Source organism: Streptomyces sp. NPDC049577, from assembly GCF_040675635.1.
GTDB lineage: Bacteria > Actinomycetota > Actinomycetes > Streptomycetales > Streptomycetaceae > Streptomyces.
On sequence record NZ_JBFAPH010000136.1, the window covers coordinates 1 to 16,476 of the forward strand.

16 protein-coding genes are annotated in these 16,476 nt (G+C 75.2%); all 16 read right to left on the minus strand.

The genetic code is table 11. The features are described from left to right. The coding region (locus tag AB0K09_RS16990; protein WP_366066162.1) for an insulinase family protein at positions 1-743 on the minus strand (743 nt) is incomplete at its 3' end. After that, positions 740-1,513, minus strand: coding sequence for a DUF5944 family protein (locus AB0K09_RS16995; protein ID WP_366066163.1), 774 nt, complete (start codon positions 1,511-1,513; stop codon positions 740-742). The genes AB0K09_RS16990 and AB0K09_RS16995, both read right to left, overlap by 4 nt. A gap of 28 nt (positions 1,514-1,541) precedes the next feature. Beyond that, the gene (locus AB0K09_RS17000) at positions 1,542-3,689 is read right to left on the minus strand and encodes a YcaO-like family protein (RefSeq protein ID WP_366066164.1); all 2,148 of its coding nucleotides are present in this window, start codon (positions 3,687-3,689) and stop codon (positions 1,542-1,544) included. Continuing rightward, on the minus strand, positions 3,686-5,440 hold the full coding sequence (locus AB0K09_RS17005) for a SagB/ThcOx family dehydrogenase (protein ID WP_366066165.1): 1,755 nt from the start codon (positions 5,438-5,440) through the stop codon (positions 3,686-3,688). Before AB0K09_RS17005 ends, AB0K09_RS17000 begins: the two co-directional genes overlap by 4 nt. 2 nt (positions 5,441-5,442) lie before the next feature. After that, the gene (locus AB0K09_RS17010) at positions 5,443-6,426 is read right to left on the minus strand and encodes a TOMM precursor leader peptide-binding protein (protein WP_366066166.1); all 984 of its coding nucleotides are present in this window, start codon (positions 6,424-6,426) and stop codon (positions 5,443-5,445) included. Positions 6,427-6,524: 98 nt separating this feature from the next. Further along, a complete protein-coding gene (locus tag AB0K09_RS17015) occupies positions 6,525-7,679 on the minus strand; it encodes an acyl-CoA dehydrogenase family protein (RefSeq protein ID WP_366066167.1) in 1,155 nt (384 codons plus the stop codon). Beyond that, positions 7,676-8,152 carry an SRPBCC family protein gene (locus AB0K09_RS17020; RefSeq protein WP_366066168.1) on the minus strand — a complete coding sequence of 159 codons (477 nt, stop codon included), beginning with the start codon at positions 8,150-8,152 and terminating at the stop codon, positions 7,676-7,678. Before AB0K09_RS17020 ends, AB0K09_RS17015 begins: the two co-directional genes overlap by 4 nt. After that, on the minus strand, positions 8,153-9,430 hold the full coding sequence (locus AB0K09_RS17025; protein WP_366066169.1) for an aminotransferase class III-fold pyridoxal phosphate-dependent enzyme: 1,278 nt from the start codon (positions 9,428-9,430) through the stop codon (positions 8,153-8,155). Continuing rightward, a complete protein-coding gene (locus tag AB0K09_RS17030) occupies positions 9,427-10,452 on the minus strand; it encodes an SDR family oxidoreductase (RefSeq protein ID WP_366066170.1) in 1,026 nt (341 codons plus the stop codon). The genes AB0K09_RS17025 and AB0K09_RS17030 overlap by 4 nt, the downstream gene beginning before the upstream one ends. A 53-nt stretch (positions 10,453-10,505) precedes the next feature. Next, positions 10,506-11,321 (minus strand): SDR family oxidoreductase, encoded by an 816-nt coding sequence (locus AB0K09_RS17035; RefSeq protein ID WP_366066171.1) that lies wholly within the window; start codon positions 11,319-11,321, stop codon positions 10,506-10,508. After that, positions 11,294-12,523, minus strand: a complete 1,230-nt coding sequence (locus AB0K09_RS17040) for a beta-ketoacyl-ACP synthase II (protein ID WP_366066172.1) — start codon at positions 12,521-12,523, stop codon at positions 11,294-11,296. The genes AB0K09_RS17035 and AB0K09_RS17040 overlap by 28 nt, the downstream gene beginning before the upstream one ends. Then, a complete protein-coding gene (locus AB0K09_RS17045; protein ID WP_366066173.1) occupies positions 12,520-12,774 on the minus strand; it encodes an acyl carrier protein in 255 nt (84 codons plus the stop codon). Before AB0K09_RS17045 ends, AB0K09_RS17040 begins: the two co-directional genes overlap by 4 nt. 64 nt (positions 12,775-12,838) lie before the next feature. Then, positions 12,839-13,561 (minus strand): SDR family NAD(P)-dependent oxidoreductase, encoded by a 723-nt coding sequence (locus AB0K09_RS17050; RefSeq protein WP_366066174.1) that lies wholly within the window; start codon positions 13,559-13,561, stop codon positions 12,839-12,841. Beyond that, entirely contained in the window at positions 13,551-14,537 is a 987-nt protein-coding gene (locus AB0K09_RS17055) for an ACP S-malonyltransferase (protein ID WP_366066175.1), read from the minus strand. The genes AB0K09_RS17050 and AB0K09_RS17055 overlap by 11 nt, the downstream gene beginning before the upstream one ends. Before the next feature lies 1 nt (position 14,538). Next, positions 14,539-15,432, minus strand: coding sequence for a MaoC/PaaZ C-terminal domain-containing protein (locus tag AB0K09_RS17060; protein WP_366066176.1), 894 nt, complete (start codon positions 15,430-15,432; stop codon positions 14,539-14,541). A 143-nt stretch (positions 15,433-15,575) separates the two neighbouring features. Further along, positions 15,576-16,476 (minus strand): class I SAM-dependent methyltransferase (locus AB0K09_RS17065; protein ID WP_366066177.1); only part of this gene is annotated, 901 nt, incomplete at its 5' end.

Here is a 16,476-nt window from a genome sequence, read left to right on the forward strand (position 1 = left end):
ACGGCGAGCCCCGCGGCCCGCCCCGCCGCTGCCCCCGCGGACGCCGTCACGGGCAGCTCGCGGTACGCACTCCGTACGGCCGGCCGGGCGTCCCGCCCGGCCGACACGGCAGGAACGCCGTCCGCGACGGGCCGGCCCGGCCACCGTTCGGCCAGGGCGGCCAGTTCGCCGGAGGCCCGGTCCGCCGCGAGCACGGCTGTGGCACGGGACGGCCGGTACCAGCGGGCGTGGAAGCGGCGCACGTCGTCTTCGGTGAGGGCGTCGAGCACGGCCGCGTCGCCGAGCGGCGAATGCGCGTAGGACGTGCCGTCCCACAACGCGGCCAGCAGCGCCTCCTGGAGCTGCCGGCGCACATCCGCGGCGCGCTGTGCCGTCTCGCGGCGGATGGCGGCCAGTTCGGCGGCGAGCACGGCGGGCGGCACGCGCAGCTCCCCCAGGGCGGCGGTCAGGGCGTCCAGGGCGGCGGGGGCGTCGGCACGGCGGACGAGCACGCTGTAGCCGGTCCGCTCGCGCCCGGTCCGGGCGTCGGCCAGCGCGCCGTCGCCGACCCGTCCGCCGGCCAGCAGGCAGCGCACGACGAGGTGTTCCACGACGTGTGCCAGTCCGCGCTCACCGGGCCGCTCGTCGGCACTGCCGACGCGCACGTCCAGCCGTACGGCCGCGAGCCGCGCGCCCGGCCGGTCCACCGCGACCAGCCGTGGGCCGTCCGTGAGCGGCCGGGCGGACACGGTCGGGACGCTCATGCGGCGGGTGCGGCGGGCGTGAGCGTCACCAGGGTCTGGGCGAGCAGCCGGCCCTTCTCGTCGGTCGCGATGACGACCCAGTCGCCCGGTGCCAGCCGGGGGTTGCCGTCGAGCGGCATGTCGTGGCGGAGGACGGGCTCGTCCGGGGTGCACATCAGGTCCTCGCTGTGGACGAGCCCGGTGGCCTCCCAGGCCACGGTGATCTGCTGCGGACCCTGAAGGCCGTCGAGCCCGAGGGACCAGCGCGCCACCCGGCGGCCGGCGTCGTCGCGCACCTCGTCCAGGGTGGCCGTGCCGAGCCGCAGCGGTGAGACGTACTGCTCGGTGAAGGCGTACGGCACGTTCCGGCCGTGCCGGTCGAAGACGACGGCGTGCGCGGCGAGCAGCCGGTTCTCGGCGTCGTAGACGGAGGCGTGGCAGTAGTCGCGGTCCTGGCCGTCGGCGAAGAGGACCAGCAGCTCGGACGTCGCCGCGGGCCGCTCCGGCGAGACCGGGTGCATCCGCGTCCGGCACTCCTGGCGGTCCACGAAGAAGAACTTGTGCGTCACGACCGTCCCGGCCGTCTGCCGCGCGGCCTCGCTGGTGAACGTCAGCCGCACTCCGCTGCCGACCGTCTCGGTGGTGATCTCGCAGCTCACCGGGTGTTCCCCGGGGGGCAGTTCGCGGCTGGACATGCGGCCGGCGAAGACGGCCGCGATGTCGTCGGTGTGCGCGAAGTCCTCGTTGCGCACGACGGACATGGCGGGCGTGAGGGTGAACGAGGCGGGCATGGCGGGGCTCCATTCCGGTGGGCGGCGGTCACGGCAGGGGGTGCGGGTACGGGTTGTCCGGCGCGGAGTCGAAGCCGAGGCCGGTCACGACCTCCCGCAGCCTGCGCCCGCCGAGCATCCGGCAGCCGTGGATGCCCGCCAGGTGCTGGAGCCCGGGCACCAGGACGCGGACGACGTGCACCCCCATGCGGCGGACGTCGGGCGTCGTCAGGTCCACCGCGTACACCGGGTGCCCGGCGGCGCGCAGTTCGGCCACGAGGGCGGTGAGGGTGTCCCGCACGTGCCCCTGCGGACCGGCGGGCGCGTCGGTGAGCGGGCCGTCCGGGGCGGCGGCGGGCTCGTACGGGCGCTGCGGACGGGTGCGGGGCACGACGAGGGACGGATGCACGAGGTAGCCGGCCTTCTCCCGCAGGGCCGGGTACTTCGAGTAGAGAATCGCGTGCTTGTTGAAGTCGTCGACGTCGGAGAAGTCCTCGGCGACGTCCCAGTCCTTGTACTGGCGCAGCAGCCGGCGGACGTAGGTGAGGCCCTGCGCGGCCTCCAGGAACGCCTTCTCCACCGCCTTGACGGGGGACGTGCGGCAGGCGCTGCCGAAGGACATGACGTGGTCGGCGCCGCTGCCGTGTTCCATCACGGCCACCACGCACGAGGGTCCGAGGTCCAGCGACAGGTCGTGGAACCGCACCCGCCACGATGTCGCCCGCTCGATCATGTACGACACCCGGGAGGAGGCCTCGACGGCCTCCGGGGCCACCGGGCGCGGGGGCAGCCGGTGGAGCCAGGAGACTGCCAGGGCGTCCCGCTCGACGACCTCGCTGAGGCCGCTGAGGACCGCCTGGAGGTACGAGGGGCCGGCGGCCAGGCCGGTGGAGATGGACGGCGCGATGGCGCTCTCCCCGGGCACCCGGCGGTAGTGCATGTACACCTGCGAGGCCGGCACCAGCACGGTGTCGCCGGTCGTCAGGTCGGTCGCGGGCGCCCAGCGGACCGGGGTGTCCGCCTCGAAGGGGGCGAACGGGAAGCCGGGCTCGGCGTACTGGGGGGCCGAGAACAGCGCGAAAGCGTCCGGCCGGACGGCGGGCGCGTCGAGCCCGGACCACGTGGACAGCCGCAGTCGGGACTGCCGGTAGAAGCCGGCCGCGTAGCGTTCCAGGGACTCGCCGAGGGTGGCGTCCAGGGCCTCGCCCTTGGAGAAGCCGGCGCCGCCGTTGCGGGTGACGCGCATGGGCGGTTTGACGAGCGAGAGGTCGGCGGACGTGCTGCCGCTGAGGTAGACCGCCGGGCCGCTCTCGGCGCGCCGGACGTTCGCGGCGTGGACGATGCCGACGCGGTCGTCCACCGCGTCCCCGAGCGTGCCGGTCGCGGTGGTCTCCCGGTCCGGCCCGCCCGCGCAGACCGCGCAGTTGGGGACGACGGGCAGATGGCGTTCGGTCCGGTCGCGGCTGGTGGGGTCGTGCCACAGCAGCGTGTCGGCCGCGCGGACCGGGTCGGCCGTCCAGTCGGCGATCCGGCCGCCGACGGTTCCGGCGAGCCGCGCGGCCGTCCAGGACGGCACCTCGTGCTCGTACGGGCGTCCGCCGCCGGCGGCGAGATGGCGCATGTACGCGCGCCAGACGGGACCGTGCACCGAGTTCGAGCTGACGCGCACGCGCAGGCACTCGTAGCAGGCGACCGCCCGGTCCGGGGTCCACAGCGGTCCGACGAACGTCACGCCGGCGGCGGCCGCCCCGTACACCAGGTGCGGCTGTCCGGCGCGTACACAGCTCTCTGCCGCGCGGGCCGTGCGGGGGTCGAAGAGCGAGGCGGTGGCGAGGAGGACCAGGGGCGGCCGGTGGCCGTCCGGGGCGGCGAGGAGCGGTTCGAGGTCGCCGTCCTGGTCGAGCGTCCGCGCGGCGGGGCCGGGGCCGTCCTCGGCGACCACGGCGAGCTGGCGGGTCAGCGCGGCCGGGCCGAGGATCAGCGGACCCTCGGCCGGGGGGTCGCTCCGGCGGCGCGGCGGCGCGGCCCGGTCGGTCGTGTCCGCCGCGAGACGGAGCAGTCCGGTGCCCTTGATGCGGCGCACGCCGGAGGCCGTCTCCAGGAATCCGTTCTCGTCGTCCAGCGGGTGGACGACGCGGGCCGCCTCCGTGGTCGTGCTCGCCACGGGAGCCGTGGCCGGGGTGCCGGTGTCGGTCATGCGGCCTCCTCGGGCCCTGTGGCCCGGTGGTCGGGCCCGGGCCGGGCCGGTGCCGTGGCGCGGGTGCCGAGCAGGGTGAGGTAGAGCACTGCGTCGTCCACGCCGTCCACGCCCACCAGGTCGTTGAAGTAGTCGTCGACGAAGGCGATCATCGGGTGGGCGACGAGGCCGAGCGCGGTGGCGGTGAGGACGACGCTCTGGGCGAGGTGGCCGCAGTCGAGCAGGACGGTGCGGTAGCCGCGTTCCCGGTACTTCCACTGGTTGCGGCGGAAGGCGCCCGTGTAGACGACCATCGCGGCGGCCCCGCGTGCCCGGTCGCGGTAGCCGGTCTGCGCGGTGACGTCGGCCCAGCTCCGGTCGGCGCGGACGAGTTGCAGCTCGCGCCGGCCGGGGTGCAGGTAGTACAGGCCGGGCTCGATGCCGGTGACCCGGTTGACGAGCAGGAACAGATCGCAGGAGTAGAGCCCGCCGGCCGACGGTGTGGCGCGCAGGGGCAGCCGGATGTCGTCGCCGGCCAGCCCGCTGCCGGTCGTCCCGTAGACGAGTCCCAGCAGATGGGCGAGTTGCTCGCGGGTCAGGGGGGCGTCGTCCATGGGGGCCCAGGAGCGGCGCTTGCGGACGCAGTCCTCCAGCGGCGCGAGCGCCGGCGGCCGGTCGGTGGCGAGGTCGTAGGCGAGGGCCGTGTCGCGGAAGTCGCGGTACGCCTGGCCGATGAGGCGGCGGGCGGCGGGGGCCATGCCGGAGATGTCCACGGCCGGCAGCGTGCCGAAAGCGGTGCGCATCTTGGAGTGCTCGTGGAAGAGCCGGCTCAGGCGGACGTCGTCCGGTGTGTACGTGAGGGAGAGCTGACGCGGGGCGCGCAGCCCGGACGGTGGTGTGGGCGCGGCCGGTTCGTCCCGCGCGTCCGCCGCATCCGGTGCGGCCGCTGTGATGCGGCAGGCGGCCACGGTGAGCCCGGCGCCGGGCGGGCTGAGCGTGCGGGCTCGGGCCCGCAGTCCGTTGCGGCGCAGTGCGGCGCGCAGCAGGCCGGTCCCGGTTCCGGGGGCGGGGCCGGCGGCGAGGTCCGTGTAGGCGATCTCGCCGGTGGTGCCGGGCGGCTCGGTCGGGTCCGTCTCCGGCTCGGGCGGTGCGTCCGTCCGGTCCGCGCTCCAGGTCTCCAGGAGGAACGCGCGCAGCACGGCGTGTACGGCCCGTCGGACGCCACGGCGGGGGTCGAGGTCGCAGATCAGCGCGCTCAACGGGCGGTCCAGGCGGTCCAGGTGGAGAACGGCGTGGACGGCGGGAATCCCCCGCAGGCCGTGCTCGTCCTCCGGTTCGTCCAGCAGATGGCAGGTGAGCCGGGCGGTGGTGCCGCGCAGTGCGGTTTCGGCGGGCTCACAGCCGGTGATGCGGACGCCGGTGCGCGGTCCGGTGCGCGAGCGGCGGCGCGCGAGCTCGTCGTAGACCGCCCGGGCGACGGCCTCGTCCTGGTCGGTGCCCGCTCCGGCAACGGCGTTCTCACCCGCTCGCGCGAGCTTCAGCCGAGCCGCAGAGGCGGCGAGTTCGCGTACGGCCTCGGCATGGCCCGCGGCGACGGCGACGTCGAGGACGGGGATGTCGGCCGCGGACAGGTCGAGGCGCTCCTGCGCGTGACCGGCGGGCACGAGAGCGGCCGCGTGGGCCCGTACGTACAGCGGCAGGGGCAGGGGCCGGACGCCGAAGCCCTGGCCGGTCACGGCGGCTTCCGCCGTCGCGGTCCGGAGGTCCGTCATGGTCAGACCTCCCGCCATTGCTGGGCGACCGGCCCGGGGGTCGCGCAGACGGCGCAGTAGGGATCCCGCCAGAGGCGTGCGGACGACTGCTCGCCGGTCGTGGGGTCGAGGGTGACGACCCGGCCCCACGGGTGTTCGGTGCCCATCGGCATGAGGGCGCGCAGGGCGAGATGGGCGATGAGGCCGGCGGCCCACTCCAGGCAGCCGGACTGCAGGGTGTTCCAGCTGTCGTGGGCCAGGCGGTTGGCATCCGCCGTCGCGGTCGCCGGGAGGACGTACGAGGCGGTGCAGTGCGGGCAGGCGGATTCGCCGGGCAGGGTCCAGGGGCCGGTCCGGATCCGGGACGGGGTGACGAGCACCGGAAGGAAGGGGCCGCCGCGGCGGCACAGTTCGCGCGTGGCGTCCGCCAGTGCGCTCTCGTCCGCGAAGGCGCCCACGATGGTCAGCGCATCGCCGGCGGCCCGCGCGTCGCCGGCGGCCCGCGGCCCGTCACCGGCCGTCCCGGCGTCCCGCGGCCGCAGTCCCTGGCGGCGCAGCGCCCCGGTGAGGGCGTCGGCCAGCCGGGGCGGGCAGTCGAGCGCTATGGGGCGGCGGACGGACGCGAACACCTTGTCCGGTGCGGGGGACCGGCGGGCGATGAAGGAGTAGAGCCGCAGTTCCGCGTCGCTGTCGATGGGCTCCCGGGGGTGGAGGAGCACGCCCATGTCGGCGAGGCGTTTCGCGTAGGGCAGTAATCGCTCCACCTCGGGGGCCGGGAGCTGTTCCCGGACGGCGGCGGTCCGGCGGAGTTTCGGCACCACTTCCGTGACCAGCTGCCGTAATGTCTCCGCCTTTTCGGCCTCCGCCTCGATGACGAATCGCCGCGGCCCGGCGAGAAGCTGGAAACGGGAATTCCCGAGTGCCGTCCATTCGACGTCGGTCGCACCGACCAGGACGTCCGCCGCCGCGTCTTCCGTGGTTTCTTCTGCTGCTTCCAGGTTATTCACGGCAATCAACCTAACCCTGCTGCCCGGGCGCTTCCGATCCCTGTTCCCCGTAGTACGGGACTACGGTTTTCACCAGGCCGGGCGCCCGGAAAAGGAACCTAGGGGACGTCGACCGGCTCGCCGCGCAGGTGCTGGGCGAGCGCCGCCGCGGCCGCCGTCCGGGAGGGCGGGTGGAAGGCCAGGCAGCGGGTGGCCGCGCAGAGGTAGGCGACGTCCGGACCGGAGATGAACGCTCCGCCGCCGAGCGCTTCGGCGGCCTGGCCGGCCACCGTGACGACCGCGTCCTGCACGGCGAACCGGACGGCCAGGGCGGGTCCCAGCAGCGCCGCCGGGTCGGGCTCCGTCTCGGAGCGCGCGGCGACGCCCTCCAGGGCGCAGCTAGCGCCTTCCAGGCCGACGGCCAGCCGGGCGAGCTCCCCCGTGCCGGCGCGGGGCGCCGCGACGACGCGCTCGACGAGTGCGGCGGCCATGCCGAGGTACGAGGCGGCGATCAGCAGCTCGAACCAGACCAGCGAGCGGCGCAGCGGCTCACCGGTCGTGCCGAGCGGGCCGAGGTCGGTGACGAGCCGTTCGGGTACGAAGACCTCCTCCAGGACGAGTTCGTCGCTCTCCGCGCCGGCGAGGACCTCGCTCTTCCAGAACGGCCGGACGCTCAGCCCGGGCGAGGAGGCGGGGACGACGGCGACCGCGCAGCGCTCTCCGTCGTCCCGGCGCAGCCGCACGGTGGCGAAGAGCAGGTCCATGGAGCGGCTGAGGCTGCACGGCTTCTTCGACCCGTTGAGGATCACCCCGCCCGGTACGGTCCGCGCGGTCATGACGGGCGTGAGGATGCCGGCCCCCGGCCGCCCCTCGGCGGCGCCGGACGCCACGAGCATCGAGTTCCGGGCGACCGCCTCCGCCAACAGCCATTCCAGGCCGGCGTCCAGGCGCTCCCAGCCGATCAGGGAGGCGACCGAGAAGTGGTGCATGGTGGTGGCCACGGCCAGCGAGGGCGCCCTGCTCGCGAGGGCGCGCTGCAGACGGATGCCCTCGCGCAGCCCCACCCCGAGGCCCTGGTGGTCGGCGGGCACGAACAGCGCGGCCGCCCCGGACGCGCGGAACCAGCCGACGGCGGGCGAGTCCGGCCGCTCCAGCCGGGCCAGACCGGCGCCGGCCAGCCGCGCGTCCAGTCCGGGCAGCCGCCGCTCCAGCACCTCCCGGTCGGCCGCCAGGAACCCGCCCTGCCGGGTGGCGTCACGGGCCCCGGCAGTCACGGCCGGGCCCCGTCCGTGACGACGAGTGCCTCCTCGTCGAGCACGACACCGCTGACCAGGGCCCGCAGGATGACCGCGATGTAGTCGCGCAGCGTCTGTTCGGCGATCGGTTCGATGACCTCGGCCAGCGTCGGAATTCCCATGTCGAAATCGCAGGAGAAGCAGACCCGGCAACCGCCCTCCACGTCGTGGACGGACCAGTGGCCGACGAGGTGGTCGAGATCGCCGTCCCGCAGCGCGAATTCCACGCGGTGACCGGCGTCGTCGAAGAAGTCCTCCTCGGTCCATTTCAGGATGCCCCGCCGGAAGGTGACCTCCCACGCGCACCCGGTGCGCCCGCCACCCAGGTCGAGGATCTCGACGCTCCGGACCGCGTCGGTCAGCTCGGGATAGCGGGAGAAATCGCTGACGACCGGATAGACGTCCGCGGCCTTCCGGCCCGGAACCGTACCCGCCATGCGTACGTATCGCATTCACGCCTCCTCGAATTCGGGAACCTCACGCCTCTGCGCGCGGTGCCGGCCGCCGAGCGCCGCGGCGGAGCCCTCCACCGCCGCGGCCAGCCGGCCGAGCTCCCGTTCGCCGAAGAACGCGGACGGGGTGAAGCGCACGGTCGCCAGGGCGTTGCCCGTCGGGCACACGACGACGCCGCGCTCCAGCAGCTCCAGGACGAACTCCCCGGCGTGCGAGCGCTCGTGGAACTCCACGCCGAACAGCGCGCCGCGGCCCCGGACCTCCTTGACCAGGGCGGCGCAGCCGGCCAGCGCGGTGGTCAGCAGCTCGCGCAGCCGGCCCTCCAGCGCGGCCGTCCGCCCCGGCACGTCCTCGCGCAGCACGGCCTCCACGGTGTGCCGCACGGCGACGGCAGCGAGCGGATTGCCGCCGTAGGTCGAGGTGTGCAGCACGGGGTCGCGGTTGAGCGGCGCGAAGACCTCCGGTGTGGCGACGACGGCGCCCACCGGCATCACTCCCCCGCCGAGCGCCTTGCCGCACAACAGGACGTCGGGCCTGACGCCCTCCTCCTCGACGGCCCACAGGCGGCCGGTGCGGCCCAGCCCGGTCTGCACCTCGTCGACGATCAGCAGGGCGCCGGAGCGGCGGCACGCCCGCTCGACGCGCCGCAGATAGCCGGGCGGCGGGACGCGGACCCCGCCCTCGCCCTGGACGGGTTCGAGGATGACGCACGAGTCGCCGGTGAGCCGCTCCTCGAGCGCGTCCGCGTCACCGTACGGCACGAAGTCGACCGGCCCGGGCAGCGGTTCGCACGGCGCCCGGAAGGCGGTGCGGCCGGTGACGGACAGCGCGCCGAGCGTCTTGCCGTGGAAGCCGCCCTCGGTGGCCACGGTGTGCCGCTTTCCGTTCATCCGGGCGAGCTTCAGCGCCGTCTCGCACGCCTCCGCACCGGAGTTGGTGAAGTAGACGTACTCCAGTCCGGCCGGGCAGACGCCGGCGAGCGTGGCGGCCGCCCGGGCCAGCTCCTCGTGGTAGACCATCGGTCCGGTCAGCGCCAGGTTCCGCAGCTGGCGGGCGACCGCGTCGACCACCGGCGGATAGCCGTGGCCGAGCAGGAAGACGCTGAAGCCCCCGCAGTTGAGCAGTTCCTGGCCGTCGTCCGTGTAGAGGTGGTCGCCCTCCGCGCGGACCACGACCGGTGCCGCCATCAGCGTGGCCAGCCGGGCCAGCCCGGCGTTCACGTGCCGCCCGTACAGATCCAGGACTTCCGCGCGGTCCAGCCGCTCACCGGTGATCACGTCCGTACCTCCTGCCGTACGAGCCGCACCCGCGCGCCCCAGTAGTCGAGCGCGGCGTCCAGGGCCGCGCCGAGGTCGGGCGGGTCGGGAAGGCCGGGTGCCGGTCCGGGCAGCCGCTCGTCCGTGGTCAGCGGGCCGACGATGTCGGTGAACAGCTCCAGCCGCTTGCGCAGGTCCGCGGCGAGGCTGTCGCCGAAGGCGGGCAGGATCAGCCGGTGGACCATCTCGGAGTCGACGAGCCGGGGCCGGGGCACGGTCCAGCCGCGCCGTCCGGCGAAGCGCAGGCAGTGGTCCACGAACCGTTCGATGGTCATGGCCCGTTCACCCGCGGTGATCCAGTGCTCGCCGGTCGCGCCACGCTCCAGGAGGGCCAGGACGCAGGCTGCGACGTGGTCGCGGGGCAGGAAGTCGAGGTACGAGCCGGGGGCGACCGGCACCAGATGGGCGTCCCCGGTGACGAGCGACTTCATCGCGGCGTGGATGCCCTGGAAGCGGGGCGTGGCGCCGGTGCGGCTGTCCCCGGTGACGACCGTGACGCGCAGGATCGACCAGGGCACCCGCGCGGCCCGCACGAGGTCCTCGGCCGCCTGCTTGGACTCGCGGTAGGCGCGCGACCGTCCGGTCTCCGCGCTCCCGCCGCGCTGCCGCACGTAGACCGTGCTCACCAGGTGCAGGGGCACGCCCGCCTCCTCGGCGAGCCGCAGCGCGTGCGCGGTGCCGTCGGTGTTGACGCGCCGGATCTCGTCGGGGGGCCGGGTGAAGGAGGTCACCGCGGCGCTGTGGATGACGCCGCCCACCCGGTCGGCGAGGGCGCGCCGGACCCGCGGGTCCAGGCCGAGGCCGGGGGCGGTGACGTCGCCGGTCGTGGTCTCGATGCCCGGGCCGGGCAGGTTGCCGCCCCGCCGGACGACGCCGACGACCCGGCCCGGCCCGAGGGCCGTGGCCAGGCTCTGTCCGATGACGCCGCCCGCGCCGGTCAGCAGGTAGGGACGGGTGGTGGGGATGCCCCCCGGGGGACGCACCGGATGCATGGGACGCACTGGCTGCACTGGATGCACTGGCTGCACTGGATGCCTCACATCAGGACCGAGTAGCCGCCGTCGATGACGAGGTTCTGGCCGGTGATCATCTCGGCCTCGTCGGAGAGCAGGAACGCCGCGGCGGCGCCGACGTCCCCCGGATGGGTCAGCCGTCCGGCGGGCGTGCGGGCCCGGGCCGTGGCGAACAGCTCGGCGTGCCGGCCGAAGCTGCGTGCCGCCTCGGTGTCGACCAGTCCGGGTGTGATCGCGTTGACCCGGCAGCGCGGGGCCAGTTCGACGGCGAGATAGCGCACCAGGGACTCCTGGGCCGCCTTCGACGCCGCCAGCAGCCCGTAGGCGTGCGGCATCACGCGCCGCGCGCCGGGGCTGGAGACGGCGAGCACGGCGCGCAGCTCGGGCGCGCACTGCACCAGCCGCAGCAGTGAGCGGGCGTGCGTCTCGACGGTCCAGTCCCAGTGGCTGCGCCGGGTGTCGAGCAGGGAGAGCTCCACTCCCGTGCCGGCGTTGGAGACGAGCAGCGTGGGCGGCCCGAGTTCTGCGGTGACCCAGTCGACGACCGCCGCGGGGACGTCCCCCTGCGGATCGCCGAAGAAGGCCCGCCGGGCACAGGCCCGTACGCCGAGTCCGCGCAGTTCGTCGACGGTCTTCCCGGCGGTGGCGCGGTCGCGCAGATAGGTGACGGCCACGTCGGCGCCGAGAGCGGCCAGCCGGCGGGCGATACCGCCGCCGATCCCCTTGGTGCCGCCGGTGACCAGGGCGATCCGGCCCGCGAAGGGACGGTCCGGGGTGTCGTGACGTGTGTCCGGCCGGCCGGCCGGCGTACTCAGGCCTTCGCCAGGACCAGGGAACAATTGATGCCTCCGAGGGCGAACGAGTTGCTGAGGGCGAGCTCCACGTCCGCCTCCCGGGCACGGCCGGGGACGACGTCGACGGCGCAGGCCGGGTCGACGTTGCGGTAGTTGATCGTGGGCGGCAGCAGGCCGCGGTGGAGCGCGAGGGCGGTGGCGGCGGCCTCGGCGGCGGCCGTGCCGCCCATGAGGTGGCCGTGCATGGACTTGGTGGAGGACACCGGGGGCAGTTGCTCGCCGATCAGCTGGCGCAGCGCGAGGACCTCCGTGGCGTCGCCCGCGGCGGTTCCGGCGGCGTGGGCGTTGACGTAGCCGACCTCGGCGGGCTCCCGGCCGGCCGCCCGCAGCGCGAGCCGCATGGCGTTCAGCGCGCCGCGGCCGTCGGGGCGCGGGCGGGAGAGGTTGTGGGCGTCGGCGGTGTGGCCGTGGCCGGCCAGTTCGGCGTAGACGCGCGCCCCGCGCGCCCGTGCCCGTTCCCACTCCTCCAGGACGAGGACGACGCCGCCCTCGCTCATCACGAACCCGTCCCGCTCGGCGTCGAAGGGGCGGCAGGCGGTGCTCGGGTCGCCGGGACGGGTGGACAGCGCGCGGGCGGTCGCGAAGGTGGCGAGCGACACGGGGTTGAGCGGCGCGTCGCAGCCGCCCGCGAGGGCGACGTCCACGAGGCCCTGCCGGATCAGCTCGGCGCCGCGCGACAGCGCGTGCCCGGAGGCCGCGCAGCCCGTCGCGGGGCACTCGACGGGGCCCATGAGGCCCAGCTCCATGGAGAGGAGCCCGGCGGCCACCGACGGCATCATGGCCATGCTGGTGGTCGGCGAGACGGCCCGCCACCCGCGCCGCCGCAGCACGTCCGTCTCGGCAGGGACCCGTTCCATGCCCGCGTACGCGGTGGCGACGACCACGGCCCCCCGCTCGGGGTCGAGCCCCCTCACCGGGTCCCCGGCGTCCTCGACCGCCAGCCGGCCGGCCGCGACGCCGAACTGGGCGAACCGCTCGGCCCGGCGGACCAGCCGCTCGTCCAGGTGGTCCCGCGGCTCGAAGTCGCGGACCTCGCCGACCGCGTGGACCGGGAAGCCGTCCAGGTGGAAGCGGGTGAGCGGACCGATGCCGGAGCGGCCCTCCCACAGCGATTCCTCGAACGCCTTGACGCCGGTGCCGATGGGGGTGACCGGCCCGATACCGGTCACGGCGACGCGCCGGGTCACGCCGCGTCCAGCAGGGCGGCGAACCGGTCGACGACCCCGCGGACGACGAACATGCCGTGCAGGTCACCGTCGGAGACGGACACGTCGTGCCGCTCCTCCAGGATGGCGACGGCGCTCATCAGGTCCACGGAGTCCAGACCGAGATCCTCGAACAGATGGGCGTCGGGGGTGATGCGGTCGGCGGGGACCCCGAACCGCTCGGTGAGCAGGTCCCGTATCTCGGCCTCGACCTTTTCCCTGGTGCTCTCCACAGCCTTCTCCTCGCTCCTGGGTGCCTGAGGTGGTCCGGTACGCCGTGTGCGCCCGTGCTCCGGCTCAGCCGAATCCGCCGTCGACGTCGACCGACTGCCCGGTCAGGGCCGGTGTCTCGACGCAGAACCGCACGGCCCGCGCGACGTCCCCGGCGTCGACCAGGGAGCCGGTCGCGGTCCGCCGGGTGAATCCGGTGCGCGCCGCCTCCCCGATGTCCGCGACGAGCGGCGATTCCACGAGCCCCGGCGCCACCACGTTGGCGGTGACGCCGTACCGGCCGCTCTCCCGGGCGACGGACCGGGTGAAGGCCAGCAGACCGGCCTTCGCGGCGCAGTAGTTGGCCTGGCCGGGCGTGCCGAACGCGGCCGCCGCCGAGCCGACGCTGACGATGCGCCCGTAGCCGGCCGCGATCATCGACGGCAGGGCCTGGCGCACGCACCAGAACGGTCCGGTGAGATTGGTGGTCAGCACGGCCGCCCAGTCGTCGTCGGACATCCGCAGCAGGGGCCGGTCCCGGAGCAGCCCGGCGGCGTTGACCAGCACGGTGACCGGTCCCATGGTGGCCGCCACCTTGCCGAAGGCGGCGCGGACGGCGGCCGGGTCGGTGACGTCGAGGGGGACGGCCAGGGCGTCGGGCAGTTCGGCGGCGAGGCTCCGGGCCGCGTCGCCGCCCCGGTGGAAGCCCGCCGCGATACGCAGTCCGGCAGCCGCCAGTTCCCGCGCCACGGCGGCCCCGATGGTGCCGCTCGCGCCGGTGACCAGCGCGACCCTGGGTTCATCGGCCATGGCCGGCTCCTTCGGCCGAGGGCCGGACCACCGCGGCCGGTGCGGGCCGGTCGGCCTGGAAGGGCTGCGGCGTACGGGCCTCGGCGTCGCTGGAGACCAGGCGCAGCCCCGGCGCGGCGTCCTCGGGCAGGACGGCGCGCACCAGTCCGAGCAGCCGGGCCGGCGAGCCGGGACCGAGCTCGGTGAAGTCGTGGTGCCCGGCGGCGGCCGCGGCACGGACGGCGGCGGCGAAGTCCACCGTGCGCGTCATGCCCAGGACCAGCAGTTCCTTGACGCGGGCCGGGTCGCTCGTGGCCTCGCCGGTGACGCACGAGATCAACGGGGCGTCCAGCGGTCGCAGTTCGACCGGCTCCAGGGCCGCCCGCAGTTCCTCGGCGGCGGGAGCCATCAGCCGGGTGTGCGCGGCGTAGGGCACGCGCAGCGGCCGGATCCGGAAGGCGCCCCGCGCGCGGCAGAGCCGGCCGGCTTCGTCGAGCGCGGCGCGCTCGCCCGCGAGCACGATCTGGGCCGGGCTGTTGACGTTGGAGATCGCCACCTCGGCGCCGCCGGCGGTGACCTCCGCGCAGACCGCGCGCACCGCCGGTTCGTCGAGGCCGAGGACGGCCGCCATCGCGCTGTCCGTGGTGGCACAGCGCAGCATGGCCCGGGCCCGCAGGGCCGTCAGCCGCAGTCCGGTCTCGAACGGCAGGGCGCCGACGGCGGTGAGGGCGGCGAACTCGCCGAAGCTGTGCCCGATGACGGCCGCGGGCGGCGCGTCGTGGCGCAGCAGCGCGGTCGCGGCGGCCACGCCGACCACGAACAGGGCCGGCTGGACGAGCTCGGGCGACCCGTCGGGGTCCGGATCGGTCAAGCACAGCGCGGCCAGGTCCGTGCCGAGGATCTCGCCCGCCCGGCACAGCAGTGGGCGGGCGTCACCGAGCGCGCGGGCCATGCCGGCGCGCTGCGCGCCCTGGCCGGGGAACATCCAGACGGTCATCTCACGCCACCGCCCGGACGCCGGTGAAGAAGGTGTCCTTGAGGACGGGCCGGCCGTCGACACTCGCGGTCAGCCCCAGCACGGTCCGCGCGCTCTGTGCGCTCCGTGCGCTCGGCATGGCCTGCCCGCGCTGCGGGCCCGGCCCGGCCCGTTCGCCCTCTCCGCCTCCTCCACAGCTGTGGACGGTGAACTCGATGTCGTCGCCCGGCCGTACGGGACGGCTGAAGCGGGTGCGGACCTCGCTCCAGCGGCTCTCGTCGCCGTCGAGGAGCCGGTCGGTCAGTCCGGCGGCGGCCAGGTGCAGGGTGGCCATGCCGTGCAGCACGACGCCGGGCAGTCCGGCCCGGCGGGCGGCGGAGGCGTCGGTGTGGATCGGGTTGTCGTCGCCGCTGGCCCGGGCGTACCGGTCGGCCAGGTCGCCGGGAACGCGGGTGCGCCAGCGCAGCAGGACCGGCCCGTGGGGCGCGGCCGCCGGGCGGGCGGGGAGCCGGCCCTGTCCGTCGGCGGGTCCGGTGGTCAGCGTGGTGAGCGATTCGGCCACGCCCGCCCCGGCGGCGTCGCGCAGCGTCAGGCGCAGGACGACGGCCCGCCGGAAGCCGTAGTCCCCCGTGGCCTCGACGACGGCGTGCGCGGTCAGCCGCTCGCCCGCCTCCGGCCGGCGGCACAGCCGCAGCAGTTGCCCGGCGTGACGCACGGCCGCCGGGTCGGTGCGGGCGCCCTCCTCCGCCGCCACGACCGCGCGTACGGCGGTGGGCAGTGCACGGCAGAGGAAGAAGGCCGGTACCAGACGGTCCGCGCGGTGCAGCAGGCGCCGGAAGTCCGCCACCTCCGACGGCTCGATCGTGAACCCGTACGGCGGGCAGGCGGCGCGCGGTGCGGGCGGCGGCTGGTTCACTGTGGGCCCCTTCCGTCTGCGCGTTCTCCGGCGGTCCGGAGAATTGCCTGCCGGGGGAATCATCCGCCCGGAATGCAAGAAGGCTAGGCGAGGGCCGCGACCCGCAACCACCCGGAATTCCGTAGTAAATTATCGGGGTTTTCTCAGGGGGTCCGGCGGGCGGTCACCAACGCCGGGACGACCGCTCCGGACTCATACTCCCGGAGGGCGGCACCGAGGGTGTCGACGAGCGTTCCTGCCTCGTTCTCCCCGTAAATGGCGGCGACGTCACCGAAGAACAGCCGCATGGCCTTGAGACGGTCCCGGAGATGCTCGCACGCCCACGAACGGAGGGAACGCACCCGGATGTCGGTGAATCCCGCGCCCCACAGCTGCCCGGCGCGCTCCCCGACCTCGGCGAGAAAGAAGATCCCCGGCGGATGGAGGCGCCGGAACTCCGCCGAGACCGCTCGCCCCGGCGCGAGCAGACTGGTCTCCTCGGTCATCACGAGCACCCCGCCCGGCCGGAGCGTACGGGCGGCCTCCGCGAAGACCCGGCCGGGGTCCGCGAAGTGCGGCAGTGAGCCGGTGCAGACGACGGCGTCGAGGACGCCGTCGCGCAGCGGGACCGCGCCCGCGTCGGCCTGCACGGGCCGCACGGCGGCGCCCCCGGCACCAGACGGCCCGGCGCCGGACGGCTCGGTGCCGGACGGCTCAGCACCGGACGGCTCGGCGCCGATGGTGCGGCAGAGGCGCACGTGGTCCCAGACAAGGTCGATGCCGAGTGCCCGCGCCACCTCGACGCCGTGTTCCCGCAGGTCGCGCAGGACGGCGCGGAGCGCCCCGCCGAATCCGCAGCCGAACTCGGCCAGCGTCACGGGCCCGGCCGCGGCGAGCCGGCCCGCCACCTCCCCGGCCACCAGCGCGCAGCCCCGGTCGCCGAAGTGCCCGAGCTGGTCGAAGCCCAGCGAGCGGGCGCGCGCGTCCTCGCCCGCCACCGCCAGCGCCCCGGCCCACGCCCGGTCCCAGTCGTGCAGGGCGTGGAAGATCCGGTGGTGGTACTCG

Excerpts from the sequence above, each read along its gene's own strand:
- AB0K09_RS16995 (WP_366066163.1), bottom strand. The coding sequence starts at position 1,513 with ATGCCCGCCTCGTTCACCCTCACGCCCGCCATGTCCGTCGTGCGCAAC.
- AB0K09_RS17000 (WP_366066164.1), bottom strand. The coding sequence starts at position 3,689 with ATGACCGACACCGGCACCCCGGCCACGGCTCCCGTGGCGAGCACGACC.
- AB0K09_RS17005 (WP_366066165.1), bottom strand. The coding sequence starts at position 5,440 with ATGACGGACCTCCGGACCGCGACGGCGGAAGCCGCCGTGACCGGCCAG.
- AB0K09_RS17020 (WP_366066168.1), bottom strand. The coding sequence starts at position 8,152 with ATGCGATACGTACGCATGGCGGGTACGGTTCCGGGCCGGAAGGCCGCG.
- AB0K09_RS17050 (WP_366066174.1), bottom strand. The coding sequence starts at position 13,561 with ATGGCCGATGAACCCAGGGTCGCGCTGGTCACCGGCGCGAGCGGCACC.
- AB0K09_RS17055 (WP_366066175.1), bottom strand. The coding sequence starts at position 14,537 with ATGACCGTCTGGATGTTCCCCGGCCAGGGCGCGCAGCGCGCCGGCATG.